This is a genomic window from Alloalcanivorax balearicus MACL04, assembly GCF_025532145.1.
Taxonomy (GTDB): Bacteria; Pseudomonadota; Gammaproteobacteria; order Pseudomonadales; family Alcanivoracaceae; genus Alloalcanivorax; species Alloalcanivorax balearicus.
Genome location: NZ_ARXS01000042.1, coordinates 1 through 24,712, shown reverse-complemented (window position 1 = coordinate 24,712; position 24,712 = coordinate 1). Strand labels below are relative to the sequence as shown.

Below are 24,712 nucleotides of genomic sequence, written 5' to 3'. Positions count from 1 at the left end.
AACGGTGCAACTGAAACAGGGATGTTTACACTTTCCCTCGAAAGGCAGGCCCTACCCTCGTATAGAAGAGTCCGAGGAGGAAGAAGAGTTCGGCGAAGCGGAGATGGGGCCAAACGGGCCATTGGATCACGTGTATGAAGAGATCATCCGTGTGATGGAAATCGAAGTGGAAAAATTGCAGGGCGTCCTGGGAGCAGCGGAGAAAGCGGAGGACGCCGACACCTTGCTTAGCGTCGTGGAGCTAGCCCAGCCTAAAGCCGTGGTCCGCATGGTGGATACTGCGGGCGCCAAGCTCATTGAGGGAGCCCTACGTGAGGGAACAACAGCCTTACGTGATGCGGGCGTCCAGGCCGTAAAAGTGGACCTGGAGCGCTCCAAAATGCATCTGCGCAAAGCAATCAAGCACTATGAGGAGCAAATCGCTCGTGCCCGCCAGATACTGGAAGGCCGCAATTCTGGCCAGGAGAAATTTGACGAGTTTCAGGCCGCCAGGGAGCGAGAAGCTCTAGAGCAGTATCTAGAGGACGCAGCCAACAGGTACTGGGCAGCTATAGACTCGCATAAAAACGAGGCGAAAGACCGATTTGAGGTCGCCCAAAGAGAGCATAGCGATGCGTATAATGTTCGAGAGGAATATCGTAATCAATACCTTTCCGGGACAGTTATGTTCGATCCAAAAAAAGAAGAAAGATTAAGCTCAGAGGTAGCAACGAAGGAGCGTTTATGGAATAACGCTGCTGGTGCGCTTAAGGCAGCGGAAGCTGCACTTTCTTCAGCAAACGAAGAAACGGATAAGCATAGGCTTCGCGCCAAAGTAAAATTTACCGGTGTATCTCTTGAAGATCAGATCAAAACTGTTAAGTCTTTGGAAAGACTGGCTCTAAAGGCAAAATTCGACCATCAAGCAAATGAATCCCCATTTTCACTCACAGGGAATTAAGGTGAAAAAATCTACTTTTTTACTTCTTGCCATGTTGCTTATCTCGCCCTATAGCGTTGCCGAGAGTCCAGACTGTTTGTCAGGCGATCTTGTCGAGGTGGAGTTAGGGCTAGGTGATCACCCCGTAGGAACGGCAACATTTTCAGATAAATGTGCGCATAAGAATACTAAGGCCAAATGGCCACGACCGGCGAGGAAAAGCGGCTCCGGCTGGGGGCAAGTCATTATGTGCTTCCCGGACTTAAAACAATGTCATAACAACCCCCCTCAAGATGAGGCGTATCTTTCGTTCACCATCCCCAAGTTCAAATCTGTACCAAAAGCCATTGAACACGTGGAAACGTCATATCAAAAAGCCAAAGAAGAAAATGGGATCAGCATCTACCAAAGACCAACCGATACCGATATCCGCTATGTATCTAGTGGGAAAAAGCAGTTCGTAGTTACTTGCATACAACACCAGAACAGCGAATTTTCATCTTGCGAAATGATCGGCTTGGCTCCTCATGAGGCCCAGTACTTTTTAAAGACTCATGTTGATAGGGGGGCAGCTGATTGGGCATCAACCCACGATAAAGTATCAAACTTTATTCTTCGCGCAGTACAGTTAAAAAGATGAAAAGAGGCACTTGTTTTCGATCACTCTCTTTACAACCACGATCACCTTTGTCCAGATTGTTTCTTATTTCCATATAATAGCAATTTATTTTTTACAGGAACATTTACATTTTCGCCCACATTGGCATTTATCATTCACATTATCGCCCTTCTCTTCCTTATGCCAAGCATCGTACCAAGAAGACACTCTAAGCAATGCGAGTGTCGCAGCAATCGCAGACAATAAAGCATATAGAAAAACAAAATAAAAAACACCATTCACACCAAGAACCAAAAAACGAAACCCCAACCCAAAAAATTCATATAGAAAAAAATCAGAAGGCATGGAAAAGTTATAAGCCTTAGCCATAACAGCCAAAATAATAGACAACACCTGAAGAAGTATAAAGTGCACAAAAGTGGCATTTACACTCATATAAGGGGAGGGCTTACCTTGCTTCTCAGAGCCACTAATAAGCGCTCTAAAATCATCATCCCCTATCGCCATCCACATTGCATAGCCACCAAGTGAAAATCCCAGCAAGTTAGGCATTATACTAATAACATCTTCCCACCATCCAGGCTGAGACCAGGTCGGAAAGAACAAAAAGGTCAATATAAATGCGGCCCTAAGATAAACACTCTTTAATAAAGCCTTGCATCCACCATATGCCTTCCAATATCGGGAGAAGATGCTTCTATCAGTCATCCCTTTAACCATTCCATAATGGTATCCTTCATTTTTGATGCCCTCCTACGAAAGACCTCAAAAGCAAGCTCCACATTCGGATTATAGTATTCACTATATCTCCAAGGGTGCTCTTTAGTGGAAAGTCTTTCCGGATGCCCGTTCACATCTTTCCCCCTCACTTCAAAATTGCCATTCTTTGCGGCAACACGAGCCATAACACCAAGGCTTTCATCTATTTCTATGGATTTTCCTTTCTCCGCCTTATAATTTTGTTCGTAATGGGCGACATTCCTAGCCTTCATTCTCTCCATTACTTCTCTTTCAACTTCAGCATGATCATCTGGGTTAGGTCTTTTTATCTCCATAGAAATATAGTCTTTATGATACATCTTCAATGCAGAATCTAGAGCATCTTCGCCAGGAACATGAGTTACATTAACAGCTCCGTATTTATTTGTTATTGAGCTTTGATTCAGCACTCTCTCAAAGAAGCGTTCGGCACTGCCCGCCGAGAGACTTTTCCCATTATAATACCCCTCATAAAACAAAAGATGCTGATCCGGAAAAAAAATATAAGAAAACCTAGCGGAATTTGGCTTAAGATGCTCGGGTATCTTTATAGAATCAAGATCCTCTTCCGTCGCAAAACCGCTATTGTTGATATTAAACCAGTCCCCATCCATATCGATTTTGGTATACTTAAAAATATCTCCGACCAAGGGAGGTTCCCCTTTAACAAGGCTATCGTCCTGTTGCCTCATACTTGTAATAATCGCTTGTTGGTCACCCCACATCTGAGCAGATTTTCGCAACTTGAACACATCCTTCATCATCGTAACATATTGCTTAGGCGAATGAGGATGCATCGTGATATTAATGGCCCCTATATCAATTCTTTTTTCCCTTACCATCTTTTCCCTCTTCGTGTTAACTAATTCTTCAAGAAAACGCCCCAACCTGAAATGCGAACCATGTCACAATTTATCATCCGAAGTAATGCACCTCAAGACCTTCCTTTCTCTTCAAAATTCCATTCTACAAACATCTCATGCCCCAGCCTTACCACTTCCCTAGCCGTATTCAATCGAACGAAACTTCTGCACTTTTATCTATAAGGTTACAAATTTATGTCCATATTCGCCTTCTCAATAAAATCACATAATTTTTTCACATAACTACGAAGGTCATAAACATCAAGATCGACATTATTATTTTCAACATAGTATCGAGCGACCTTCACCTTGTTTGCTGCCATTACCTTTTTAGAACCTCTTCTTTTGTAAATAAGTAAGTTGTCCCATTTTCCCTTGCCCACCAGCTTTTCAGCTGTAGGGTGCTGCGCAACTACTGACTTTTCTAACTTATCAACATTTAAGTAGTTTTCTATTTCCCTGCCATTCGTAACCCATGCAAAGCCTGGCCCCTGATTAAATTCTTCCCTCACTCTTTTCTTGGTTTTATTTATTCTTCCTTTTGGTGAAGATTTATCGCTATCAAAAACAATAACGGCATTTCTATTCAATCCGCGAAGCGATATGAAATCCTCCAGCTTTTTTTCTATCTCATCAGAATCATCTCCACTCACATGACTCAAAAGACGCCCCCCATAAAACATGATCGCATAATGAACCCCTTCTATTAGATTTGGGGCCCATTTCTCAATCCATGCCCTTATATAAATTCGATCAGAAGGCCCTTCCACCCATACAATGCAGTTAGCCTGTAATATATCCGATGCCTTATACCCCAGATCCTGACATATCGCGGATCTCTCCTTTGTACTAGCTATAGCCCTAACCGATGAAACTCCTTTAGTTTCAATCACATGAAAAACCTCAGATTCCACGGCGTCAAGAAGGTGTGCGGAGTGAGTAGTAAAAATGTACTGGTTGGTGGTTTTTTTATATAAATATCTGATCAGCTTTCTTTGTAAAAGAGGGTGTAGGTGAAGCTCAGGCTCCTCAACACATAGCACGGTATTTTTTAATAGCGTTGCTGCTGAAGCGAGAATAATAACTTCATGAACCCCAGTCCCAAGTGATTCTAACGGTAGCGTTTTACCACCCATATGAACAAGAATAACATCCCTTTCATATGGGATTTCCAGTTCAGCATCCGGAGAGTCCAGCACTTCTTTTAAAAACTCATTTATTTGTCCAAAATTAATTTTTTCCTCACGTCTTTCTAGGGAAGGGTTTTGCATTTCCGCTAGTCGTTCTATAATTCCTTCCCCGCTATAGTCTAAGGCCACCGTATTAGCGCCCCCAACTTTCCTAATCGCAGGAATAAATTCTATATTAGGTATACTTTCCGGCAGGTAGGCGATTTCTTGCATAACGCCAGGAATCCAATGCCTGCTTATTTCCCCTCCTGATTTATGGCAAAGAGAATTCCAGAGCACACCCCATTCTCTATGGGATAAAATCTCTTTTACTGCCTCTGGATCCATATGCAAAGAAAGCCCGTCTTTGCTTTTAGTTGCGCTGTAAGAGAACCAGACATCTCCTTTATCGTCAGACAGAAAGGAAAAAATTTTAGCAAGGAGTGGCTTCAACCCAGCACTTTTATTCTTAATTAGGCTATCAATATATTCATCCTGATCACTCTTGAAAACCGGAAAGAATATCTTTGTCGTCAAATCCCTCTCAAAGATAGGCACATCAAGAGACTCTATTCCTTTTTTTTCTGAAGGACTTCGAATCTGATTCTTGGCGGATGCCAAAAAATCCACATAACGATTGTTCAAAAAACTCAAAACATTGGATTTTCCAGAGTTATTCTTTCCAATTATGAAATTAATCTTCTTAAGAGGAGCTATCTTAGCAGCCTCACTACCAAAACTTCTGTATCCGGAGAACCCAAACCCTTTCAGCATACAATCATCCTAAATATAAAGCTCAAAACGACCTAGTGGGCAAGATCACACCTAGAGCTTGACACCTCTTAAAATTATCTGCATCTTGCCTTCGCCTTCGAAGAATCGAGGGTCGGGTTTAGCAGCCTGAACAAGAACGCACCATGCATCCGGAGATGTCATGGCGGCTGTGCGTGGGGCGCCTTCGGGCGCGCCGCCTCTTGTCGGTCTGCTAACCCGCGCACAGTCCGCCTCCATGGTTGGAGGCCTCACTATGAGGACATGACATGACGGAAGAACCAGCCAAAGAACTACGGGATACTCTCGATCTCGCCGTAGAACACCTAAACTACATACAAGCCCTTTTCTTCGCGGTCAATCGCGTTTTAGACACGGGTAAAGACATCCCTCCCTATGTTGAACAGGCCAAGCTACTTAGCCGCTTGGGACGCTTTCATTCCATTATGTGGCGCGACTTGTTTTACTCGGACCGGGAGAAGATCAAAACACTCCATTGATCTTCCCTCGATTCAAGCTGACACCGACCCAGGGGCTCCGCCGAAAGCGACGTTAGAACCAGATACTTGATGGATTAGGCGGCCTTCCAAGACAAACCGCTCCCCTATTCATCTGGCTTACTCAAACACCCGGCGGCCCGGTTCGGAATAGTCAGTACCTCTATGAGGGAGGCTCTTGGCTACTATCAAGTTGCTTACCAGCGCTTGGCTCTGCTTCAGCTTCGCTTTCGAGACTCATATCACCTTTCTCTATCTTCGCCAGGGCAGCAACCCGAGAGCGAATCTCCTCTAGCGACACATCGTCGGGAAGCGTTTTCACCAGCGCTGCGACCTTTTCCTTTGCGGTCATATATAACTCCCTTTAGCGGTATACACGGCGGCGCTTACCGCGGTTCTCCAAGGCGCGATCCGTGCCTTTACGCATGTTGATCAGCTTTCGACCTTGCGCCAATGCACTTTCACGGGCCTTGCCGGTCATTTCGTAGGCGTGTTTATAACTGCCAGGTGGCTTGTGGCACTCGGCGTAGCGCTTTGCGCGCTCGTAGTCACTACAGATAGGTTTGTACTTAGCGATCCGGTACTCCAATCCACTATCCGCCCAAGCGGTATTACTTACAGCGTGGATCAGACCGGCAATGAAGACAGCAGATATGATTGTGCATTTCATGCACTTCCCCCCTTTTGTGTGGTTTAAGTTTGCGCTCCTGCAAACGTGACCCAGCTCGTCTTGTTGTTATTCCCCCCTTTTCTTGAACCAGGCTTTAGCGGCTCTCTGCGTAAGCTTTATCCCTCTCCTCGTTGCTTAAGCGTCGCGTTTGCTTCGTCATATTCAGGGCTGGTCTGCCCAATCTCAGGCGCGACCTCTCCACTGATTAACCAGAGCCTGTATTCAGGATAAAGCGCTGCTATAGCTTCGATTTCTTCTTCTTTGATGGCCCGATCCGGCTTGTTTCGGATGTTTTGCCATGTATAGCGGCTGATCCCCGTCAGTTCTTCTAACTCAGGGTTCTTAATCCCTTTCCACTTAATGATGGCTATAAGCCGCTCTTTGATCATTCCGAAAAAGTCTATAAAAAGGCTAAGCCAATATGGCTTAAGCGTTATTGTTTAGCTAAAATGGCTTAAGTTAAACCAATAACAGAGTGGTACATAGTGATGATACCGGAATTGGGGGACGCCATCAGCAACCGGCCGGAGTGGCCGCCGATGATGGCCTGGAGCGAGTTTGCGGAGTGGATTCGGCAGGAGCCGGATGTAGTCCGGGGCTGGGTGGATAAAGGCTATCTGCCGACGGTAAAAGTTGGTCGTCGCCGCATGATCAACGTCGTTCTGTTGGTCGAGCAGCTGCGGGAGAGCGAGGTATGAGCAAGCGCACCAGCAAACACCGCCAGCGGCAATTGATCTGCACCACCACCCATGACCGGGACAGTGGCCAAACCGTGGTCAAGGTGGAAGGTCTGTTCGACGGTGAACCCACTTTCCAGGTGGAAAAGACCTTCGACGATCCGGTTAAAGCCTGCTCCTGCGCCGTGGACTACTGGGTGAGGGTGTTCCTGTGATTTGCGCCACCTACAAACGCCGGGGCCGCCGCTACCGCTATCAACGCATAGCCGACAAGGCCGTTTCCCTGAGCATCGCTCAAATCTCCCTGCTGCGCCGGGCCGGTATTCGCCTCCTCGGCCTCATCGTTTCAACCGGAGAAACGCTCCGTGTCCACGCTCGTAATGCTGTGGGCGTTGTGGATTACGCCGAGTTCCCCGCTGACCGCGCCGACGCCGCCAAAGCCTTTGTTTACGGCGCCGCCCGCAACCGCTCCCCGCAACTGTCCTTGTTTCAGGGGGTGCTATGAGTACGTCTGCGATGGTGCCGCGCCGCCCTACTCCCGCACCTATCGGTTCTGACCGCCAGGCCGCCGCTGTTGCCGTCCTGGGCACCGCCCCACGGGCCGCCCCGCTGTCCCGCTCCGTCACCGTCATCCTCGATCGCGAACTCTTGGGGCGGTATGGATTAGCAGGCGCAAGGCTCGCCCTGGCGACGCTCGCGCTTGGCCTTGCGCCTGCTAATCCATGCCGCACCGTTCGCACCGGATCGAGGGGGACGGTGAGGGAGCGGGTCAGCCCCCCGCTCTTGATCCTGATTCCGAGAGAGCGGTTTTGCCCTTCAAAAACAGCGCCTTTGCCGACTTGTCGGCGCCTTTCTTCTTTTCTGTTTGAGGTTCGCTTATGAGCCGCTGGGGCCGTTTTTTGTGTGAGGAGTGCGGTGATTTTTTCCCGGATTCCATGATGTCCGAGGAAGAGAACGTTTGTTACGGCTGCTTCGATGCGCCGGAGCATGACGACACCGGCGACGGTCACGAACATGGCCATGACGATGATGACGGTTTTGAAGATCCGTTTGATTAGCGCTCTTGCCAAGCGGAGCGCGGAGGGCCTTGGCCCGGAGGTGCGAGGGATCGTTACCGGTAGGCCGGTACCGCGTACCGGTGAACTTAGTCCGCCCTGTGGGCCATCCCCGATGACCCACACGGCTGACTTAGTGAATAGAGCCCGGTCCCCTTGGGGACGCACACGGCTTTTTTGATGGGGGGTTAACCATGCACATAAAGGAATGGGCAAAACAACACGATGAAAAGCCCTTGCTCGGCGCCTTACACGACCTGGAAGGCGCGGTCAGCAAGCAGTGGGTCATGGAAGTGGTCTTCGCCGCCAAGGCGCGCTGCCTAGGTTATGTCAGCGCCCTGTTCTGGCGTGATCTGATTACCGGCGCGGAACACAAACGGTTTTGCCAGGAAATCGTGGCGCTAGCACAGCAGGGAAAACGCCATGCGGTTTCAGCGTAACGCCAACGCCTCCACGCCGGAAAGCCGGAGTAAGTGCGGACTGTACCGAACCCGCCGCCTGCGGCCTGGCTTGTTCGTCGCGGAACGCCGCTGGCACCCCGGCGAGAAACCCCGGCACCTGTACGCCCCCTGGCGCGTTATCGGCTTCGCCAAGGACGAACGCCAGGCGCGCCACCTGTGCCGCCGGGCCCGAGGCCCCATCACCGACGCCCGCGCCATCCTGCGGGACCTGGGCTTGGTGGCCCTGGCCAATGGGAGGGCGTCATGAGCGATTGGAATTGGCTGGCATGGCTGAACGTGGGGATATTCGTCGCCTCGATGCTGGTGCTTTTTGCGGCCATTCTGGAAGCGCAATGTCAGTTTTTCTTGGACGGTACGAGTTGGTTGGGATGGCGAAAAACGCCCGCGTTCTGGGCTGTCGTGACGGGCGATTTACTGGTGATTGTGCTGATGGGATGGGCCGCACTCCTGCATTAGAGCGGGTGTGTTCGATCTGGCAACAGCCTGGAAAACACCTGGCGTTTGCCAGACCGAACACACCACGGCGACACACACCGCCAAATCACCACAGTACGAAACCAAAACTGAAATGAGAAAGGGAAACCGACCATGCAATTTGAAATGACCCTCACCGTCCTCGGCATTAGCCGCATGAACATTGAAGGCCGCACCTTCTGTTCCGTCCACACCGGGCAAATGCCCGTGGGCGATGCCGCGAACGATTGCCGAGGCTACGAAGTCACCAAAATGGGCGCCGAGCCCGCCGTCTTCGACCAGATCGCCGCCGACTTCCAACCCGGCGAGGACGTGCACTTCATCGCCCAACTTAAAAAAGCCGGTGGCGGCAAAAGCCAGCCTTACCTGATCGGTGTGGTGCCGAAAACCACGCCCCCGGCCTCTCAAGCCACTAAGACCACCGGCACGGCCAAGGCCGATAGCAAGTAACGGGCCGCTTAAAAAATGGAAATGATCGTGTGCAGCGGGCAATGGCAACAGGCGCAGGACGGCGCGGTGTATTGCCTGGGCACACTGGAAATGGCGAGCGTTGGGCCCTTCGGATTACCGGCGCTCACCTACGGGGAGGCGAACGCCATCCTCGGCGCCGTGGCGGGTTTGTACGCCGTGGTGTGGGTGTTCCGGACATTGGCGTGGTTCATCAAAAGCCATGCCCGTGACCGCTGAGCACGCAAACCTTAAACCACTTGAAAGAAGGAAATCGCTATGAAACGCGCAACGCAACGCGCACTGCAAGAACGCCGTCTCCTGGGCGGTTCTCCCGTGGTCCGTTTGGGCCGGAATGGGGTCATTGGGGGCGGTGTGGCTGGCGCCGCCGCACTCGGAGCCACCACCGCGCAAGCGGCCGTCGATGTGAGCGGCACGGTGACGGAGATTGAGGAGGGCAAACAGAGTGCCAATGATATTGGCCTCGCGGTCCTCTCGTTCATCGGGCTGGTTCTGGTGTTCATGTTGCTCCGCCGTGCCATGAGGTAACCCACCCAACCACCGGGGGCTTCGGCCCCCTTTTTCCTTTTCCCTCTTTCTACCATCGAGGTTTGGGTTTTCAGAGTGAGCCGGACACCCGGTCATTCTGAAAACCCAATAACGAGGGCACCACCATGGAAACCGGGGGAGATATAGGGCCGTGGATTTATCTGATTGTCATGCTTTCCGCCCTGTACATGCTTTTTCAATCATGAGCGGTCATACCGGAGAAGGCGCATGCTAGCCGCATTGAAGAAAGCGCTGAACCGCGAGGTCATCCGATATTGGGGGCTGACGTGGTGGGATCTGATCCGCCTATACCTGATTGAGGTGGTTATTTTTACTGTAGTCATGGCGCTGCTGAACCCCGCCATGGCGGCCTACGGCGACGATTACGTTGGGTACCAGACGAAGACATGGCCCTGGGATCAAGCCGGATCAAGCGCCGCCTGCCGTGCCTTCTATGACAGCTTGCCGGAACGGAGCCGCGATTCAGCAAACCGGTGCCGGTTGGTGGAAGTGAACCATCAGCCCCAGTACTACGAACAAAAATACTGTTCAGGCAGCTATCCAATCTTTGCCCTTGCCCCGGATGGGGTCACACCAGCCTGTCTCCCTGAGCCGCCCGCCGCCTGCGATACCAGCAAATACCCCAATGGTCACCTTGAGGAAGAGTTGCTTTTTGAAGGCGGCCCGCCCGGTGAACTGTTTTGTTATGAGAGCTGCCGCTTTACCTATGATGGCCCCACCTCACCCAGCGTTCCATGGATCTACGCCAACGGCGCCAAGATCTATTGGGTGAACGGCATCAGCTCCGGGCAGACCTGCCAAGCGGATGAGATTCCCGATGCCTGGGTGGACAACGGCACGGCGATCCCGGACCGCTGGGACGCGGAGGACACGCCGTTCGGGCAGTTTCTCGACGCCGAAGGCTGCTATACCGGTATTGGAAACGACCGCTTTTGTCAGGTAGAAACCGGGGGCTGCCCCAACTCCGTCACCGCCCCCGACGGCAAACGCTATTGCCTGATGCCGGATGATGACGACGAAGACCCGGACGACCCCACCGATCCGGGCGACCCTGGCGATCCCGACGACCCCGACAATCCCGATGAACCGGAAGAGCCGGAGGTGTACTGCGACGAAAACGGCGGCTGGAATGGCAGTTCCTATTGCAACGCGGGTGACGATGGCCACTGGGGCCCCGGCTGCGGCTGGGACTGCGGCGGTGATGATGGTGGCGGCAATGATGGGGACGGGGACGATGGCGGCGATAACGGTGGAGGCGGTGACGACGGCGGCGGCAATGGTGGCGGTGGTGGCGATTCTGGTGGTGATGGCGGCGGCGACTCCGGGGGCGATGGCGACTCCGGAGGGGATGGCGACGGCGATGGAGGCCAGGACGACGGCGACGACGGTGAGGGCGACGGCGAAGGCGGTGGCATGGGGCCCGGCACCTGTGATGTGGACGGCCAGGACGCTCCCGAGTGCACCGAGGATCAGGACAGTGTGCAATGCGCCATAGCGTTAAACACCTGGTACCTCAATTGCCGCGACAAACTCTGGAAAGAGGATACAGAAGGCACGGACGAGTACCTGGCCGGCGATAGCCTGCTTACCGACAGCGATAAAAACACCATCCGCGAGCGGGAAATCAACCTGAGCGACACGCTATCGGACCTGGACGACAGTGGCGCGGGCTTGGGCGGGTCGGCCTCCTGCCCGGCGGATTTGACGGTGGACCTGGGGCGGTGGGGCACCATCACGCTGCCCATGACCTATCTGTGCGAACTGGCCATCACCATTAATCCCGTGGTGCAAGCTCTCGGTTGGTTAGTGGCCGCGCTGATCGTCCTGGAACGAATGTCTGATAACTGATCACTGACACTCGAGGGAGTGCTGTTATGCCCGCGTTTCTCGCCCCCATCGCCGTTTTCCTGGCCCAAATCATCGGGCCGCTCACCAGCCGAGTGCTATTGGCCCTGGGGATCGGCGTTATCTCGCTGACTGGCGTTCAGTCCGGCATTAACGCCCTGCTGAACAAGGTCACCACACATTTCGGCGGCGTGGCCGGAGACGCGGCGTCGTTGATCACCCTGGCCGGTTTTGACGTGTTCTTCAGCCTTGTGATTTCCGCCTATGTGGGCGTCATCAGCATGAAAACGCTATACGGCGCCTATAAGCGGTTTGGTTTTGGCATGGGGGGTGACGGCTAAATGTTCTGGTTGATTACCGGCAAGCCGGGCTGTGGCAAAACCAGCCACGCCATTGATTTTCTGCTGCATGATGAACGCTTCGCCGTGGAGGGCAGTGAGACCCGCCGCCCCGTCTATTACCGGGGTATTCGGGATTTGGCGGTGGAATGGCATGAACTCACCGACAGCGAAACCGAAAAGTGGCCCGAGCATCTGCCGGACGGCGCGGTGCTGGTGGTGGACGAAGCGCAACAAATCTGGCCGGTACGGCCCTCCAGCAAACCCGTTCCCGCAGGACTCACGGCACTGGAAACCCACCGGCACCACGGCTGGGACATTATCTTCATCAGCCAGGACCCGTCCTTACTGGACACCCACGCCCGGAAAATCTGCAACGAACAATTCCACTATTCGCGGCCCTTCGGTGCCCCCTTCGTCATCGAGTACCACTCGGGATCCGGCTATGTGAACCCGGCCAGCCGTACCGACCTGGCGTCCTGCATCCAGAAGAAAAAGAAACTGCCCAAACGGGTATGGCACCTCTACAAATCCGCCGAGATCCACACCCATAAATTCCGGTTGCCGAAACTGGTCTACATCGCTGGGGTGTTGGTGCTGTTGGTGGTGATCTTCGTGTACCGGTTCATGAGTGGCGTGGGGCTCAGTGATGATACCAGCGTGATTAACGGAGAAAACGCTGCCATGGAGCAAGTCGGGCCCAGCACGGGAACCGGGGTTGGGCGGTATCAGGCACCGGCATCCTGGTCCGAGCTCATGGCACCGGAGGTTCCCGGCCTGCCGTACACAGCCCCCCTCTATAACGACATCGCACGCCAGCCCACCACCGCCCCGGTGATCCACGGTTGCATGGCGTTCGAGAACGATCAGAGCGATTGCCGGTGTTACACCCAGCAAGGCACCCGCATTGCCGACATGCCGCATGCCATGTGCCTCAAGGCGCTTAAGGATGGCGTATTCAATCACCTGGCCAGCAACGACAGCGATGCCACCGGGCGCGGCGCGCCACGGCGGGATGAGGGCGCCTCGGGCGTGCCATCTGGCGGGGCGCGCCGCGCCCCCAGCGAAAAGACGTCCCTGTAACACGTCTTACAACTCGATTTCATCGAGCACACTAGACCACATTAAGAGGTGAACCATGGCGAAGGCCCCGAAACACTGCATAGCCCTGGACGACGATTTGCAGGAAAGCCCCTGGGGTAGACTCTTTGTCGATGACAGCACCGGGGACACCTTCGACCTGCGCGGGGTGAATGTCATCCACTTCGGCACGGATACCGTGCGCCAGCTTTACCGGGGACGGCTGCAACCGCATATCCTGGCCCTGTTCGAGGAACCGGGTATCGTCGATTTTGCCGGGAAGCGCTGGTCCGCCGGACGAATCGGGCGGGACTCCGGGTATCAGTACCGCCTACAGAACGCCGATTTGGGCGTGATCCTGCTGATCAAGTCCTTCCACGCCAAGGACGACGCCATCGGTACCCACCTCAAAATCGAGGTGTCCCCCCACTGCATCCAGGCCCACAGCCCGCGCGAGCTGCAGACCCTAATGGATGACCTGGCCGACCAGGTGCTGACGCACGCCACAGCCCATCAAGCCGCCGTTCATATCGCCATGGACGTGCAAGGCTGGGAACCACCCCGGGACTTCCAACCGCACCTACATTGCCGATCCCGGCGCGTGCGCCAGTACGACGGCATCGACAATATCGAGTGGGCCAGTGCCAGCGCCACCTATGGCCGTGGGGAGTCCTGGCTGTTCGGCTCCCCCTCCGGTATTCAGTTGGCCGTCTACGACAAGACGAAGGAAGCCATCGCCAAAGATAAACTCGACTACTGGCGCAGCGTGTGGAGCCAGGCCGACGGCTATCAGGAAGAACGCCAGGTGTTCCGGATCGAGTTCCGGTTCCACCACTCCATCGTCGAGCAGTTCTCGCAAGGCTCCGTGGACTACCAGACCGGCGCCGTGGTCGATTTCCACGACTATGCCAGTCTCCATGATCACCTGGACGCCCTGTGGCGCTATGGCTGCGACGCCTACCGCTACCTCCGCCGCCCTGGCCTGTATGACCCGTTCTGGACCGTGGTAAGCCGTCAGGCCCTCCCCCTGGACCCGCAACCGGTGAGGTACAAGCGGTACCACAAAACGGCCTCGGGCTTCTCAGGCAAGAACGTGGAACTGCTGCTCGGCAACTTCATCAGCTGCGCCGCCCGCCACCGCTTGTCCGCCTGCCAGGCATGGAAGGCCCTTGAGTCCCTACCCTTCTTCGACGTCATCGAGGACCACTACCGCGCCAAGGGCAAAAACACCTATGACCTGCGGCGACACATAAGACAACTACTGGAAGAACGCATAGTCCGCTGGGGGCAAGCCATATGATCAAACAACTGCCGGACGGCCGCTGGCTGGTCGATATTGAACCAGTTAAGGGGATTAGATACCGGAAGAGATTCAGCACTAAGGCCGAAGCGAGGCGCTTCGAAGCTGTTAGACGCAGCCAACATGCTCAAGGTGATTGGAAGGAAAAGCCAAAGGATAAGCGGCGCCTAGTCGAACTCATGCAGCGTTGGTATGACCTACATGGCCACACACTATCCGATGGTGATCGGCGTCTTGCTATCCTCAAGATCCACGCCATCGAAATCGGAAACCCCGTTGCCAGAAAGCTCAACGCACAACAATACCTGTTAGCGCGCGGGAAACTCTTGAAAGCCGGAAAAAGCGGCAAAACGTTGAACAATCGCCTCGGCTATATCAAAGCTGTGTTCAACACCCTGATCCAACTTCACGATGTTCAGTTTCCGAATCCACTGGTGGGCGTGAAACCACTCAAGCTCCAGGAGCGTCCGGTCTCTTATCTGACCAAGGAACAGGTAAAGGGCTTTCTGGAGCACATCAAAGCGACCTCAGACAATCCTCACCTATTTCCCATCGTCAAAATCTGCCTCTCCACCGGCGCCCGTTGGTCCGAAGCGGTGAATCTGGAGCGGGGGCATATCCGAAACGGTACAGTGCAATTCGTGAACACAAAAAGTAAGCGGGTACGGACTGTACCGATCAGCAAGGTCTTAGAGCAGGAATTAAACACGCACTTGGATCACCACGGGCGCTTTATCAATTGCATGCTGAGTTTCAGAAAGGCCCTTTCATCAAGCGGCATCAAACTGCCTAAAGGGCAAGCCACCCATGTCCTGCGCCACACCTTCGCCTCTCACTTCGTTATGAATGGCGGGAATATCCTTGTGCTTCAGAAGATCCTTGGTCATTCAACACTTAACATGACCATGCGCTATGCACACTTGGCGCCCGACCATCTTAGGGAGGCAACAGAGTTGAATCCTTTGTCTACTCTCTCTTGAAAAATTGAGAAACACGTCACATAAAGTAAATAACCATACTGGGAGGGGAAAATGGCTATTTACTGCGTGACCTACGATCTTCGAGCACCTGGCCGGGACTACAACGCTGTATTCTCTTATCTAAAGCAGTTTGCCTACTGCAAAGGAATGGAGTCGTTCTGGTTGATTGACTCTAACCTTTCGGCGAGCCGCATTAGAGATGATCTGAAAGCTCTAGTCGACACGAACGACAAAATCTTTGTCGGGCGCCTAAATGGGAAGTGGGCTTCATTTAATTATGGATGTGGGGACTGGCTGAATGACAGCAAGCGCCGTTGGTAACAAGAAGTGCGGTTCGACACTTTCTCGACATCACTCATCCCAAAGTGCTTCTAACTCATTGATTTTATATGCACTGGAGCGGGTGAAGGGAATCGAACCCTCGTCGTAAGCTTGGGAAGCTTCTGCTCTACCATTGAGCTACACCCGCTTTGGTGAAACGGCAATATAGTTAACGCCTTATGCCATGTCCACTGTCTCACGGCATTTTCCACAGGCGCGCGCTCAGTTACCCGAATGCCCAGGCGGATATCCGGGTCACCAATAGCGATTCGGCTATGGCGCCATCCACTTTTAGTGGAGAAGCCCGGACAGCGAGGAGGTCAGGCGGAAACCTGGTTGTGCCGCGGTTCCGGCCGCAGGAACGCCAGCACCGCCATGTATACCAAAGCGAACGGCGGCACCAGGGACATAAACAGGCCCAGTACGGCGGCAAGAATCGGCGCGCGAACTTTCTTGCGTGCCAGAAAATAGGAAATCACGGCACAGAGCACGGCCCAGGCAATCGCCATCTGCCCCAGCAGGGTGGTACTGATATCCATCATTGGCCTCTACCTTTTGTTATTGAATAGTATCGGTTTCGGTGTCGTTCTCTACGGGCAGCCAATCTGGTCCATACCACACGGCCTTTCTCGATCCGTAAACAGACTTGATCCAACATCAAGGAGCGGCGATCAAAAATCAACCCCTTTTTATGACCGCCATCCATGGCGGCGCCCTTCCCTGCCGGCGGTATCAGGTCTCCAGCGGATAGCCCGCTTCCTGCCAGTCCGCCTTGCCTTCCACGTATTCCAATACGTTCCGATAACCGGCACCGCGCAGAAAACCGGCGGCGATGCGCGAATTCTGGCAGCCGGTATTGGCGCAATACACCACGATGGTGGCGTCCTTGTCCGGTAGCGCCGTGCCGGCGCGGGCACTCACCTCCTCATGGGGGATATTGATCGCCCCGGGCAGGTGACCGCTGTGGAAATGCCGTTCCGGCAAGGCTTCCACCAGCACCATGGGGTCGCCGTTTTCCAGACGCCGTTTCAGTTCATCACGTTGAATGCTGTCGTTCATGGTTCCACTCCTTTTTCCATTTGGTTGCAGATGCAACCAGAACAACCCTACGCCCAACCAGTTGCACTTGCAACAAGTCGTCGTTACTCTGGTGAACATGAATACGACTCCCACGGAACACACGATTGCCGCCTGGGCCCGATTGCTGCGCGTTCACACGCAATGGCAGGAACGGGTGCAATCGGCGCTGAAAGCAGCGGAACTGCCGCCCCTGGCATGGTATGACGTGCTGCTTGAACTGCACCGCAAACGACACGGCCTGCGGCAGTACGAAATCGGCGAGCGCATGCTGCTGCCCAAGCACAACCTGTCCCGCTTGCTTGATCGCCTGGAAAAGGAGGCATTGGTGACCCGGCGGGCCAGTCCGGAGGATGGCCGGGGCAATCGGGTCCTGATCACCCGTTCCGGCCGCCGGCTGCTGCAGCGGATGTGGCCGGTCTATGGCCGGGTTATCCAGGAGTGTCTGGAACAGCGCCTGACCGCCGCCGAGGTGACCACCCTGGCAAAACTGCTGGATAAATTGCAGCAATAGCCGGCGGAGCCGTCTCCCATCCCGCCCTGAATAAAGCCTCTGACGCTTTGGACCCGGGACACGGATCGTCCTATTCTAAGAGCCTGAATAACAGAACAACGCAGGACACGTCCTGAACGCATGAGGTAGTGACCATGACGTCTTCCCGGCCCGGCGCCGGGCGTTCCTCCGATGAAGATTCTGCTCTGGTGGATCCGCCCCCCCGTTACGATTATCTGGAATACTGCCCCGAGCCGGTGTCCGACGATCAGCCGCTTGCCGCCGAGGTGGCGGTGGCGATCAGCTATAACGGCATCAATCACGCGGTAATGATGGCGACCCCGAACGATGTGGAGGATTTTGTTACCGGCTTCACGCTGACCGCGGGTCTGGTGGATAACCATCACGCGATCTACGACATCGATCTGACACTGCTGGAAGACGCGATCCAGGTTGACGTGACCTTGAGCGGCCGCGCCTTCGCCACCTTCAAACAACGGCGCCGCGGTCAGGCGGGCAGCGGTGGTTGCGGCCTGTGCGGGGTGGAAGCCCTGGATCAGGCCTTGCCGCCACTGCCCGCACGGGACACGGCGCCACTGCCGCCGCTGGCCCATTTGGCGGGGTTGCGTGAACGCTTCCAGGCAACACAGGCGCTCGCCCGCGACAGCGGCGCCATGCATGCGGCGGTTTATGTGGATGGTGCCGGCAAAACGCGCCTGTGTCGCGAGGACATCGGTCGTCACAATGCCCTGGACAAACTGATCGGCGCCTGCGCCCGCGCGGGTCTGGATCCGGCCAGCGGCTTTTTCGCCATCACCAGCCGTTGCGGTCTGGAGCTGATCCACAAAGCGGTGCGCGCCGGTGCCGGCACCCTGGTGAGTCTGTCCGCGCCATCATCGCTGAGTGTACGGCAGGCACGCCGCAGCCGGCTCAACCTGATTCACCAACCCCACCGTGGCGTTCCCCGGCTGTTCAGTCCGTCCCCCAGCGAGCAAACCGGGAACAAGCACCTGGACTAAGAGCCCAGAAAGGCTTACGTGCCCAGAATTTTTTCGGGCGGCCGGTCACCTGTTCCACGGCCTTGTCGGCAAATCACCATTGGCAGGCAGCAATAGTCCTACACGAATTTCAGCCTGAGCCTGCATCCTTGGCCCTTCGCCCTCTTCTACACTGGTTCCCGTCAACGGATGATCAGGAGGAACAAGGATGTCCCGCCCAATTTTGTATTTCATCGGCGCGTTACTGATCGCCACCGCTCTGGTAATGGCGGCGGCGGCCCGGGCGGCGAAAGCGCCGGCGCTGATGCAAGCGAACGTTTATGAAGAAGGCATTGATCTGACCGATTACTGGGTCAGCGAGAAACTGGATGGCGTGCGCGCTTACTGGGATGGGCAGCGGCTGCTGTCACGCAACGGCAACGTGATCGCGACCCCGGCCGATTTTACCGAAGGTTTTCCCAGGCAGTCCCTGGACGGCGAACTGTGGATGGGGCGTGGAACCTTCAGCCAACTGGTGGGGATACTCAACCGGCGCACACCGCCCGCGGAGCCCTGGCGGCACATTTATTTCATGGCGTTTGATCTGCCCTCGTCCGCGGGCCCGTTCGACCAGCGCCTGCCCCGTCTGCGCAAACTGATCGACGATGCCGCCCTGCCCCATCTGCACATGGTCGACCAGCGCCGGGGACGCGACCACGCCACGCTGATGCGCGATCTGGAGCAGGTGGTGGCGGCGGGTGGCGAAGGCCTGATGCTGCATCGTGGCGCCGCGCCTTATCGGGGCGAACGTAACGACGATCTGCTCAAGGTGAAACCCTATCTGGACGCCGAAGCGGAAGTGGTCGCGGTGATCCCCGGCGAGGGCAAGTACACCGGGATGATGGGGGCGTTGCTGGTGAAAACACCCGGCGGGCGTCATTTCCGTCTGGGCACCGGTTTCAGCGATGCGTTGCGGGCACGGCCGCCGGCCATCGGCAGCGTCGTCACTTACAAATATCACGGCCACACCCGCCACGGCCTGCCCCGGTTCGCCAGCTTCCTGCGGCTGCGCGAAGAGGGTCCGGGCTTTACACGCTCCTCGCGCTAGGCGATAACCGGAGACAAACCATGAACGGGGAGCAACGCTATGCCCAGCGCCTTTATCACCGGAGCCCGGGGCTTTCTCGGCGGCCACCTTGCCCGCCTGTTGGTGGAACAGGGCTGGGAGGTCACCGCCCTGCTACGCCCTGGCAGCGATGGCCACGCGCTGCGGGAGGCGGGCCTGAAGATTGTTCACGCGCCGCTGAGCAATGCCACCGAGCTCACTCTGGTAATGCCGCCGGCGGTGGACGCGGTGTTCCACGTAGCCGGTAACACCAGTCTCTGGCGCCGCCGCCGCGATCAGCAGTATCAGGACAATGTCATGGGAACCCGGGCAGTGGTCACCGCCGCCCTGCGCAACCAGGCAGGCAGGTTGATTCATACGTCTTCGATTTCCGCCTGGGGCCAGCAGGATGGCATTATCCATGAGGCAATCCCCTCCAATGCCGCCAGTGATTGGATCGGTTACAACCGCACCAAATATCTGGCGGAAGAAGAAGTCCGTGATGGCGCCCGTCAGGGCCTGAGTACGGTGATCCTCAACCCCTGCGCCATTATTGGCGCCGGCGATACGCATAACTGGTCGCAGATGATCAGCCTGATCGATCAGCGCCGTCTGCCCGGCGTTCCCCCTGGTGGAGGTAATTTCGGCGCGGTGGAGGAAGTGGCGCGGGCTCACCTGGCAGCGTGGGACGCGGGCCGGGACGGGCACAACTACATCCTGGCCGGCGTCGAGGCCAGTTTTCTGGAACTGGCGCAAACCATCGGGCGGCTGCTGGACCGGCCGGCGCCCCGCAAAGTGACGCCGCGTTGGGTACTGGGCCTGTTGGGGCAGTTGTCTCCCATCGCCGCCCGTTTCACCGGTGACGAGCCGCGTCTGACGCCGGAAAAGGTGGCGCTGATTTCCACGCGCAGCCGGGTCAGCGGCGCCAAGGCGGTACGGGAGCTGGGCTTTGACGATCAGGTACCGCTGGAGGTCATGCTGCGTCGATGCATCGACTGGATGCGCGCGGAAGGGATGCTGGGCGCCCCCTGACCCCATCAGCGACGGGCGCGATAAACCCGGAAGCGATTGGTTTCCCGCATCACGGTCACTTGCCGGAAGGCGTCGTCCAGCCACTGGGCGTAGGGCAATTCCCGGTTCGCCACCAGCCACAGTTCCCCATCCGCGTGCAGATGCTCCGGCGCCTGCCGGATCAAACGGCGGGTGATCTGGGTGGTACGCTCACGGCCATCATGGAACGGGGGGTTGGTCACCAGCAGATCAAAGCGACCGGTGGTCCCGTCAAACAGATCGCCGCCCTGTATCTCGGCGCTCAAACCGTTATCGGCCAGAGTGGCGCGGGCGGCGGCCACCGCCGTGGCACTAGGATCCAACGCCTGTACCCGGCAACCGGCCCGGGCCAGCCAGACCGTCAGTACGCCGGCACCGCAACCGATGTCCAAAGCCTTGCCGCCACCGACATCGGCGGCTTCCAGGGCATCCAGCAGCAAGTCACTGCCCTCGTCGAGGCGGCCGTGGCTGAACACACCGGGGTAGCTGGTCACCCGTGCACCGCGCACATCGATCACCGCGGCCTGCTCCGCCAGGGAGAACGGCGGCCCGGGCCTCAGTTGCCCCTCGTACAATTTGCAGTGGCGGGCACTGTCGAGCAGCTGAATGTCATCAGCAAACCCCTTGAGCCGGGTCACACCGCCACGAATCCCGCCCTTGGCCGGCCCCACCAACCACAGCGGCAGCGGCTTGCGGATCACACCGGCCAGATGCCGCAACAGCAGCGTCATGCGGTCTGCCGCCTTCGGCAACGGCAGGATCAACAAATCCGTGTCTTCCGCCACTTCCGGCAACGGCCGCCACTGATCCGCCGCCACGGTAAAATCATCGGCATGCCGCCACAGGGAGGCCGCCGGCAGATCGGCCAGGGCCGCGTCATCGGCCTCCACCACCCCGACCCGGCGTGCCGCCAGCGCGGACGCCTGGCGTTGCAAAAGTCGTGTGCTGTTTTCCATCACGGTCACCGATCGGGGCAGGCGAAAAAGGGGCGACAGTATAAACCCGGGCGCCGGCGCCGCCTCAAGTTTTACATTCGCCGCGCACGCCCGGCGGCCGCGCATCGCTAGAATGGTGAGATCACCCAAGGAGCCGGTTCATGAACAGGCTCAACGAATGGAGGCAGGATGATCCGTCGCGCCGTACTGGTTTTCAGTTTCGCTTGCAGCGCCCTGGCATGCGCCGCGCAACCCGTGAACACAAATTTCGAGGACGCACTGCGGGCGGCTCGCGACAATGACTGGGAAACGCTGGCACGGCTGGAGCCGCGCATCGCACGGGATTACCCGCTGCGCGACTATCTCGAGTTCCACCACCTGCGCAGAGACCTGCCGGAACTGAATCCATCGCGTCTGCGCGACTACGAAAACCGCTATCCCCGGTCCCCGTTGCCGGCGGACATCCGCCAGATTGCCTTGATCGCCTACGCCAAGGCAGGCCGTTGGGACGCCGCCGCCGAGGCCATGGACAGCTCCCCCACCGCCATCGAAGCCCGCTGTTACTACCAACGGGCCCAGTTGCGCCGCGATCGCGACGCCGCCCTGAAGGATGCCCGTGAAATCTGGCTGGCCGGCCAATCCCGTCCTTCCGCCTGTGATCCTCTGTTCGAAGCCGCCCAGGCCGCCGGCGTCATCGGCCAGGAGGAAATCTGGCAACGCATGCAACTGGCGTTCGAGGCCCGAGCCACCGGCTTGATGCGCTATCTCAAGCGCATGCTCGATGCCCCCTACCAGACCGCCGGTGAATGGCTGGAGCAGCTTTATCATAATCCGGACAAGGTCGGAGACCTGCCGGCGACTCTGCCCAGCGCCCGGCGCCAGGAACTGGTTTCCGCGGCTCTGCAGCGCATGGCCTATACCAATACCAGCGGTGCCCGCCAGGCCTTCGAACAAAGAGCCAGACGATGGGGGCTCACCGATCCGGAGCTGCGTGACGCCGCTGGCGATCGGATCGCTTTTTATTCCACGATTCGCGGCGTTCGCGAGAATCAGGACTGGCTGGACCGCTGGTTGTCGGATCACCCCGATACCGCCCTGCTGGACCAGCGTATTCGCCGCGCCATCATCGAGCAGGACTGGCCCGCCGTGACTCGCTGGATTCAACAGCTGCCCGCCGAAGAAGCCGCCGATAGCCGCTGGCGCTACTGGGCCGGCCGTGCCGCTTGGGAAAACGGCCAGCGGCACCAAGCGACACCGCTGTGGCAGCAGGCCGCCGAGCAACGGAATTTCTATGGCTTTCTCGCCGCCGACCGGCTCGGACAGACCTATAGCTTCAATCAGCAAGGCTACCAACCCGATGCCAATATCACCCTGCCACCCGGCGTGATCCGAGTACGTTTGCTGCGCGATATGGGAGAGTACGGCTCCGCCTGGAAAGAGTGGCACTGGCTGATGTTGCACAACGACCGGCCCCATCAGGACCGTCTGGCGCAGTACGCGCTGGAACAGGGCTGGTACGACCTGACTGTACAGGCTTCCATCCAGGCCAAGGCCTGGGACACGCTGGCTTGGCGTTTCCCGGCCGCCTACAGCCAGGAATTCGCCCGCGCCAGCGCCCGCCACAAACTGGACCCATGGCTGGCAATGGCGATTTCCCGCCGCGAGAGTGCCTTCAATCCCCGCGCCCAGTCCCATGCCGGCGCCATGGGCCTGATGCAGCTGATGCCCGGTACCGCGCGCAAGGTCGCACTGGATGAGGAACAGCCGGCACCATCCCGTGATCAGGTATTTGATCCGCAAACCAATATCAATCTGGGTAGTCGCTACCTCTCCGATATGCTGGGCCGGTTCAACGGCAACCGGATTCTGGCACTGGCCGCCTACAACGCCGGCCCCGGCCGTATTCCGCAGTGGCTGCCGGCACCAGGCGACACCCGCCCGATGGACGTGTGGATAGAGTCAATTCCCTTCCGTGAAACCCGCGAGTATGTACAGGCGGTGCTCACCTACCGGGTACTGCTGGCCGGTCTGCATGCGCCCGACGAAAAAGTGCATCTGACCACCCCAGCGGAGCGCAACGCGGATTATTCCCAGGCTCTTTTGCAAAGCGATGAAGCTCTGGTGCGGAAATGAAAGGGGCTACGAAGCCGCTGTAATCGGATGGACTCGCCCTCGCCGAGGCGTCTAGGCGCCACGGTGGCATTCTAACCATGTCAACGACAGCGAGGGCGAGCCCATGAAACAGCGTACAACGAAGCATTCGGTCCAGCCACTGGCCGAGGTGCCTGGGTGCAAGACGGTGGCGGTGGATCTGGCCAAACGGGTATTCCAAGTGGCTGCCGAGGATGCCCTGGGCCAAGTGGTGTACGAACAGCGGATTAAATCGCGTGGTGCTTTCCAGGCGTTTCTACAGCAGTTGCCCGAGGGGGTGACGGTGCTGATGGAAACCGGTCCGGGCGCCCAGGCCTGGGCGCGCCAGGCGCAACAGCGGGGTACCGCGGTGCGCCTCTTGCCGGCCCAGCATGTGGCCAAACACCGTAGCGGGCCGAAGAACGATCGTAACGATGTGCTGGCGATCTTGCGGGCTGGTCATGACCGCCATATTGCGTCGGTGCCGGTCAAGAGTGTGGCGGCGCTGGCAATGCAGGCGCTGCATCGGGCCCGGCAAGGCTACATCCTGCGGCGCACGGCGCTGAGCAACCAGATGCGAGGACTGCTTCTGGAGCAAGGTATCGCGTTGGCGAAGGGCGATGTGGCCATCAGCCGGGGGATTCCCGAGGTGCTGGAAGACGCCAGTCAGCCGATCCCGGATCCGTTGCGTGAGCTGATCGATGAGCTACTGGCGGAATGGCGCCAGTTGGGCGAACGGGTTGCGATCCTGACCGGACGCCTGGAAGCGCAGGCGCGTGATGACGAGACGGCGCAACGGCTGATGAGTGTGCGCGGGGTCGGCCCGATCATTGCCACCGCGCTGCTGGCCAAGCAAACCCAGCCGGAACGCTTCGCCAATGCGCGCCAGTTCGCGGCCTACTTCGGCTTGGTGCCCGAGCAGCACAGCAGCGGAGAGAAAGTCCGTCTGGGCAGGATGGGCAAGCACGGGGATGGCTACGTGCGCAGCCTGGCGATCCAGGGGGCGCAGGCGGTCTTGCGGCAGCTCAGGCCTGACTCCGAGCAACCGGACGACCGGCGACTGTTGCGCTGGCAGCAGCGACTGGGGCGTAAGGGCGCCGCGGTGCGGCTGGCGAACCGCAACCTGCGCA

At 56.8% G+C, this 24,712-nt stretch carries 33 protein-coding genes and 1 tRNA gene; 24 read left to right on the top strand and 10 right to left on the bottom strand.

Annotation, left to right across the window (positions count from 1 at the left end; all coding sequences use genetic code 11):
* Positions 1-940 (top strand): hypothetical protein (locus MA04_RS21005; RefSeq protein ID WP_262462675.1); only part of this gene is annotated, 940 nt, incomplete at its 5' end.
* Between the two features lies 1 nt (position 941).
* A complete protein-coding gene (locus MA04_RS21000; RefSeq protein ID WP_262462674.1) occupies positions 942-1,559 on the top strand; it encodes a hypothetical protein in 618 nt (205 codons plus the stop codon).
* Positions 1,560-1,643: 84 nt separating this feature from the next.
* Here the strand turns inward: MA04_RS21000 and MA04_RS20995 are convergent, their stop codons facing one another.
* From MA04_RS20995 to MA04_RS20985, 3 genes are all read right to left on the bottom strand, one after another.
* Positions 1,644-2,258: a hypothetical protein gene (locus MA04_RS20995; RefSeq protein WP_262462672.1), complete on the bottom strand. Its 615-nt coding sequence runs from the start codon at positions 2,256-2,258 to the stop codon at positions 1,644-1,646.
* Complete coding sequence (locus MA04_RS20990) at positions 2,243-3,139, bottom strand: DUF4747 family protein (protein ID WP_262462671.1); 897 nt, start codon at positions 3,137-3,139, stop codon at positions 2,243-2,245. The genes MA04_RS20995 and MA04_RS20990 overlap by 16 nt, the downstream gene beginning before the upstream one ends.
* A 206-nt stretch (positions 3,140-3,345) precedes the next feature.
* Positions 3,346-5,103 carry an AAA family ATPase gene (locus MA04_RS20985; protein ID WP_262462670.1) on the bottom strand — a complete coding sequence of 586 codons (1,758 nt, stop codon included), beginning with the start codon at positions 5,101-5,103 and terminating at the stop codon, positions 3,346-3,348.
* Between the two features lie 266 nt (positions 5,104-5,369).
* Here MA04_RS20985 and MA04_RS20980 point away from each other — a divergent pair, with 266 nt between their 5' ends.
* Positions 5,370-5,600, top strand: a complete 231-nt coding sequence (locus MA04_RS20980) for a hypothetical protein (protein ID WP_262462669.1) — start codon at positions 5,370-5,372, stop codon at positions 5,598-5,600.
* A 160-nt stretch (positions 5,601-5,760) separates the two neighbouring features.
* Here the strand turns inward: MA04_RS20980 and MA04_RS20975 are convergent, their stop codons facing one another.
* From MA04_RS20975 to MA04_RS20965, 3 genes are all read right to left on the bottom strand, one after another.
* Positions 5,761-5,949, bottom strand: coding sequence for a hypothetical protein (locus MA04_RS20975; protein WP_262462668.1), 189 nt, complete (start codon positions 5,947-5,949; stop codon positions 5,761-5,763).
* A gap of 12 nt (positions 5,950-5,961) precedes the next feature.
* Positions 5,962-6,267 (bottom strand): hypothetical protein, encoded by a 306-nt coding sequence (locus MA04_RS20970; RefSeq protein ID WP_262462666.1) that lies wholly within the window; start codon positions 6,265-6,267, stop codon positions 5,962-5,964.
* Positions 6,268-6,383: 116 nt separating this feature from the next.
* Positions 6,384-6,656: a helix-turn-helix domain-containing protein gene (locus tag MA04_RS20965; protein WP_063139978.1), complete on the bottom strand. Its 273-nt coding sequence runs from the start codon at positions 6,654-6,656 to the stop codon at positions 6,384-6,386.
* Positions 6,657-6,752: 96 nt separating this feature from the next.
* Between MA04_RS20965 and MA04_RS20960 the strand changes: the two genes are divergently transcribed.
* From MA04_RS20960 to MA04_RS20890, 15 genes are all read left to right on the top strand, one after another.
* Positions 6,753-6,965 carry a DNA-binding protein gene (locus MA04_RS20960; protein ID WP_262462663.1) on the top strand — a complete coding sequence of 71 codons (213 nt, stop codon included), beginning with the start codon at positions 6,753-6,755 and terminating at the stop codon, positions 6,963-6,965.
* Positions 6,962-7,159 carry a hypothetical protein gene (locus MA04_RS20955; protein WP_262462662.1) on the top strand — a complete coding sequence of 66 codons (198 nt, stop codon included), beginning with the start codon at positions 6,962-6,964 and terminating at the stop codon, positions 7,157-7,159. Before MA04_RS20960 ends, MA04_RS20955 begins: the two co-directional genes overlap by 4 nt.
* Positions 7,156-7,449, top strand: coding sequence for a hypothetical protein (locus MA04_RS20950; protein ID WP_262462660.1), 294 nt, complete (start codon positions 7,156-7,158; stop codon positions 7,447-7,449). The genes MA04_RS20955 and MA04_RS20950 overlap by 4 nt, the downstream gene beginning before the upstream one ends.
* Before the next feature lie 373 nt (positions 7,450-7,822).
* Entirely contained in the window at positions 7,823-8,002 is a 180-nt protein-coding gene (locus MA04_RS20945; RefSeq protein ID WP_262462659.1) for a hypothetical protein, read from the top strand.
* A 191-nt stretch (positions 8,003-8,193) separates the two neighbouring features.
* A complete protein-coding gene (locus tag MA04_RS20940; RefSeq protein ID WP_262462657.1) occupies positions 8,194-8,439 on the top strand; it encodes a hypothetical protein in 246 nt (81 codons plus the stop codon).
* Positions 8,423-8,707 (top strand): hypothetical protein, encoded by a 285-nt coding sequence (locus tag MA04_RS20935; RefSeq protein ID WP_262462655.1) that lies wholly within the window; start codon positions 8,423-8,425, stop codon positions 8,705-8,707. Before MA04_RS20940 ends, MA04_RS20935 begins: the two co-directional genes overlap by 17 nt.
* Positions 8,704-8,916, top strand: a complete 213-nt coding sequence (locus tag MA04_RS20930) for a hypothetical protein (protein WP_262462653.1) — start codon at positions 8,704-8,706, stop codon at positions 8,914-8,916. The genes MA04_RS20935 and MA04_RS20930 overlap by 4 nt, the downstream gene beginning before the upstream one ends.
* Before the next feature lie 132 nt (positions 8,917-9,048).
* Complete coding sequence (locus MA04_RS20925) at positions 9,049-9,384, top strand: hypothetical protein (RefSeq protein WP_262462652.1); 336 nt, start codon at positions 9,049-9,051, stop codon at positions 9,382-9,384.
* 15 nt (positions 9,385-9,399) lie between these two features.
* A complete protein-coding gene (locus MA04_RS20920) occupies positions 9,400-9,621 on the top strand; it encodes a hypothetical protein (protein WP_262462650.1) in 222 nt (73 codons plus the stop codon).
* 39 nt (positions 9,622-9,660) lie between these two features.
* Positions 9,661-9,930, top strand: coding sequence for a major capsid protein (locus tag MA04_RS20915; RefSeq protein WP_262462649.1), 270 nt, complete (start codon positions 9,661-9,663; stop codon positions 9,928-9,930).
* A gap of 228 nt (positions 9,931-10,158) precedes the next feature.
* Positions 10,159-11,799, top strand: coding sequence for a virulence factor TspB C-terminal domain-related protein (locus MA04_RS20910; protein WP_262462648.1), 1,641 nt, complete (start codon positions 10,159-10,161; stop codon positions 11,797-11,799).
* 26 nt (positions 11,800-11,825) lie between these two features.
* Complete coding sequence (locus MA04_RS20905) at positions 11,826-12,137, top strand: DUF2523 domain-containing protein (protein ID WP_262462647.1); 312 nt, start codon at positions 11,826-11,828, stop codon at positions 12,135-12,137.
* Positions 12,138-13,217, top strand: coding sequence for a zonular occludens toxin domain-containing protein (locus MA04_RS20900; RefSeq protein WP_262462645.1), 1,080 nt, complete (start codon positions 12,138-12,140; stop codon positions 13,215-13,217).
* 55 nt (positions 13,218-13,272) lie between these two features.
* Complete coding sequence (locus tag MA04_RS20895; protein WP_262462643.1) at positions 13,273-14,514, top strand: hypothetical protein; 1,242 nt, start codon at positions 13,273-13,275, stop codon at positions 14,512-14,514.
* Positions 14,511-15,494, top strand: a complete 984-nt coding sequence (locus tag MA04_RS20890) for a phage integrase (protein ID WP_262462642.1) — start codon at positions 14,511-14,513, stop codon at positions 15,492-15,494. Before MA04_RS20895 ends, MA04_RS20890 begins: the two co-directional genes overlap by 4 nt.
* A gap of 395 nt (positions 15,495-15,889) precedes the next feature.
* Here the strand turns inward: MA04_RS20890 and MA04_RS20885 are convergent.
* The 3 genes from MA04_RS20885 to MA04_RS20875 all read right to left on the bottom strand — a co-directional run bounded on the left by MA04_RS20885 (position 15,890) and on the right by MA04_RS20875 (position 16,874).
* Positions 15,890-15,963 (bottom strand) — tRNA-Gly (locus MA04_RS20885).
* Positions 15,964-16,135: 172 nt separating this feature from the next.
* On the bottom strand, positions 16,136-16,357 hold the full coding sequence (locus MA04_RS20880) for a hypothetical protein (RefSeq protein ID WP_163125937.1): 222 nt from the start codon (positions 16,355-16,357) through the stop codon (positions 16,136-16,138).
* A 190-nt stretch (positions 16,358-16,547) separates the two neighbouring features.
* Positions 16,548-16,874 (bottom strand): rhodanese-like domain-containing protein, encoded by a 327-nt coding sequence (locus MA04_RS20875; RefSeq protein WP_163125939.1) that lies wholly within the window; start codon positions 16,872-16,874, stop codon positions 16,548-16,550.
* Between the two features lie 97 nt (positions 16,875-16,971).
* Between MA04_RS20875 and MA04_RS20870 the strand changes: the two genes are divergently transcribed.
* The 4 genes from MA04_RS20870 (at position 16,972) to MA04_RS20855 (ending at position 20,499) form a co-directional block, all read left to right on the top strand.
* Entirely contained in the window at positions 16,972-17,406 is a 435-nt protein-coding gene (locus MA04_RS20870) for a MarR family winged helix-turn-helix transcriptional regulator (RefSeq protein WP_163125941.1), read from the top strand.
* Between the two features lie 134 nt (positions 17,407-17,540).
* Positions 17,541-18,404, top strand: coding sequence for a formate dehydrogenase accessory sulfurtransferase FdhD (gene fdhD / locus MA04_RS20865; protein ID WP_262462639.1), 864 nt, complete (start codon positions 17,541-17,543; stop codon positions 18,402-18,404).
* A gap of 187 nt (positions 18,405-18,591) precedes the next feature.
* Positions 18,592-19,470 carry a DNA ligase gene (locus tag MA04_RS20860; protein ID WP_262462637.1) on the top strand — a complete coding sequence of 293 codons (879 nt, stop codon included), beginning with the start codon at positions 18,592-18,594 and terminating at the stop codon, positions 19,468-19,470.
* A gap of 39 nt (positions 19,471-19,509) precedes the next feature.
* Positions 19,510-20,499, top strand: a complete 990-nt coding sequence (locus tag MA04_RS20855; protein ID WP_262462636.1) for an NAD-dependent epimerase/dehydratase family protein — start codon at positions 19,510-19,512, stop codon at positions 20,497-20,499.
* A 5-nt stretch (positions 20,500-20,504) separates the two neighbouring features.
* Here MA04_RS20855 and MA04_RS20850 read toward each other — a convergent pair whose 3' ends face one another.
* Positions 20,505-21,473, bottom strand: coding sequence for a methyltransferase (locus MA04_RS20850; RefSeq protein WP_163125949.1), 969 nt, complete (start codon positions 21,471-21,473; stop codon positions 20,505-20,507).
* 168 nt (positions 21,474-21,641) lie between these two features.
* On the opposite strand from MA04_RS20850, the gene MA04_RS20845 reads away from it, so the two are divergent.
* Both MA04_RS20845 and MA04_RS20840 read left to right on the top strand, forming a co-directional pair.
* Positions 21,642-23,585, top strand: coding sequence for a transglycosylase SLT domain-containing protein (locus tag MA04_RS20845; protein WP_262462635.1), 1,944 nt, complete (start codon positions 21,642-21,644; stop codon positions 23,583-23,585).
* A 103-nt stretch (positions 23,586-23,688) separates the two neighbouring features.
* On the top strand, positions 23,689-24,712 hold a 1,024-nt coding region (locus MA04_RS20840), incomplete at its 3' end, for an IS110 family transposase (RefSeq protein WP_394356168.1).

Bases quoted from the DNA above. Each gene is read 5' to 3' on its own strand.
- MA04_RS20995 (WP_262462672.1), bottom strand. From the start codon at position 2,258: ATGGTTAAAGGGATGACTGATAGAAGCATCTTCTCCCGATATTGGAAG.
- MA04_RS20990 (WP_262462671.1), bottom strand. From the start codon at position 3,139: ATGGTAAGGGAAAAAAGAATTGATATAGGGGCCATTAATATCACGATG.
- MA04_RS20985 (WP_262462670.1), bottom strand. From the start codon at position 5,103: ATGCTGAAAGGGTTTGGGTTCTCCGGATACAGAAGTTTTGGTAGTGAG.
- MA04_RS20980 (WP_262462669.1), top strand. From the start codon at position 5,370: ATGACGGAAGAACCAGCCAAAGAACTACGGGATACTCTCGATCTCGCC.
- MA04_RS20975 (WP_262462668.1), bottom strand. From the start codon at position 5,949: ATGACCGCAAAGGAAAAGGTCGCAGCGCTGGTGAAAACGCTTCCCGAC.
- MA04_RS20970 (WP_262462666.1), bottom strand. From the start codon at position 6,267: ATGAAATGCACAATCATATCTGCTGTCTTCATTGCCGGTCTGATCCAC.
- MA04_RS20965 (WP_063139978.1), bottom strand. From the start codon at position 6,656: ATGATCAAAGAGCGGCTTATAGCCATCATTAAGTGGAAAGGGATTAAG.
- MA04_RS20955 (WP_262462662.1), top strand. From the start codon at position 6,962: ATGAGCAAGCGCACCAGCAAACACCGCCAGCGGCAATTGATCTGCACC.
- MA04_RS20945 (WP_262462659.1), top strand. From the start codon at position 7,823: ATGAGCCGCTGGGGCCGTTTTTTGTGTGAGGAGTGCGGTGATTTTTTC.
- MA04_RS20940 (WP_262462657.1), top strand. From the start codon at position 8,194: ATGCACATAAAGGAATGGGCAAAACAACACGATGAAAAGCCCTTGCTC.
- MA04_RS20935 (WP_262462655.1), top strand. From the start codon at position 8,423: ATGCGGTTTCAGCGTAACGCCAACGCCTCCACGCCGGAAAGCCGGAGT.
- MA04_RS20930 (WP_262462653.1), top strand. From the start codon at position 8,704: ATGAGCGATTGGAATTGGCTGGCATGGCTGAACGTGGGGATATTCGTC.
- MA04_RS20925 (WP_262462652.1), top strand. From the start codon at position 9,049: ATGCAATTTGAAATGACCCTCACCGTCCTCGGCATTAGCCGCATGAAC.
- MA04_RS20920 (WP_262462650.1), top strand. From the start codon at position 9,400: ATGGAAATGATCGTGTGCAGCGGGCAATGGCAACAGGCGCAGGACGGC.
- MA04_RS20915 (WP_262462649.1), top strand. From the start codon at position 9,661: ATGAAACGCGCAACGCAACGCGCACTGCAAGAACGCCGTCTCCTGGGC.
- MA04_RS20910 (WP_262462648.1), top strand. From the start codon at position 10,159: ATGCTAGCCGCATTGAAGAAAGCGCTGAACCGCGAGGTCATCCGATAT.
- MA04_RS20905 (WP_262462647.1), top strand. From the start codon at position 11,826: ATGCCCGCGTTTCTCGCCCCCATCGCCGTTTTCCTGGCCCAAATCATC.
- MA04_RS20900 (WP_262462645.1), top strand. From the start codon at position 12,138: ATGTTCTGGTTGATTACCGGCAAGCCGGGCTGTGGCAAAACCAGCCAC.
- MA04_RS20895 (WP_262462643.1), top strand. From the start codon at position 13,273: ATGGCGAAGGCCCCGAAACACTGCATAGCCCTGGACGACGATTTGCAG.
- MA04_RS20890 (WP_262462642.1), top strand. From the start codon at position 14,511: ATGATCAAACAACTGCCGGACGGCCGCTGGCTGGTCGATATTGAACCA.
- MA04_RS20880 (WP_163125937.1), bottom strand. From the start codon at position 16,357: ATGATGGATATCAGTACCACCCTGCTGGGGCAGATGGCGATTGCCTGG.
- MA04_RS20875 (WP_163125939.1), bottom strand. From the start codon at position 16,874: ATGAACGACAGCATTCAACGTGATGAACTGAAACGGCGTCTGGAAAAC.
- MA04_RS20870 (WP_163125941.1), top strand. From the start codon at position 16,972: ATGAATACGACTCCCACGGAACACACGATTGCCGCCTGGGCCCGATTG.
- fdhD (WP_262462639.1), top strand. From the start codon at position 17,541: ATGACGTCTTCCCGGCCCGGCGCCGGGCGTTCCTCCGATGAAGATTCT.
- MA04_RS20860 (WP_262462637.1), top strand. From the start codon at position 18,592: ATGTCCCGCCCAATTTTGTATTTCATCGGCGCGTTACTGATCGCCACC.
- MA04_RS20855 (WP_262462636.1), top strand. From the start codon at position 19,510: ATGCCCAGCGCCTTTATCACCGGAGCCCGGGGCTTTCTCGGCGGCCAC.
- MA04_RS20850 (WP_163125949.1), bottom strand. From the start codon at position 21,473: ATGGAAAACAGCACACGACTTTTGCAACGCCAGGCGTCCGCGCTGGCG.
- MA04_RS20845 (WP_262462635.1), top strand. From the start codon at position 21,642: ATGATCCGTCGCGCCGTACTGGTTTTCAGTTTCGCTTGCAGCGCCCTG.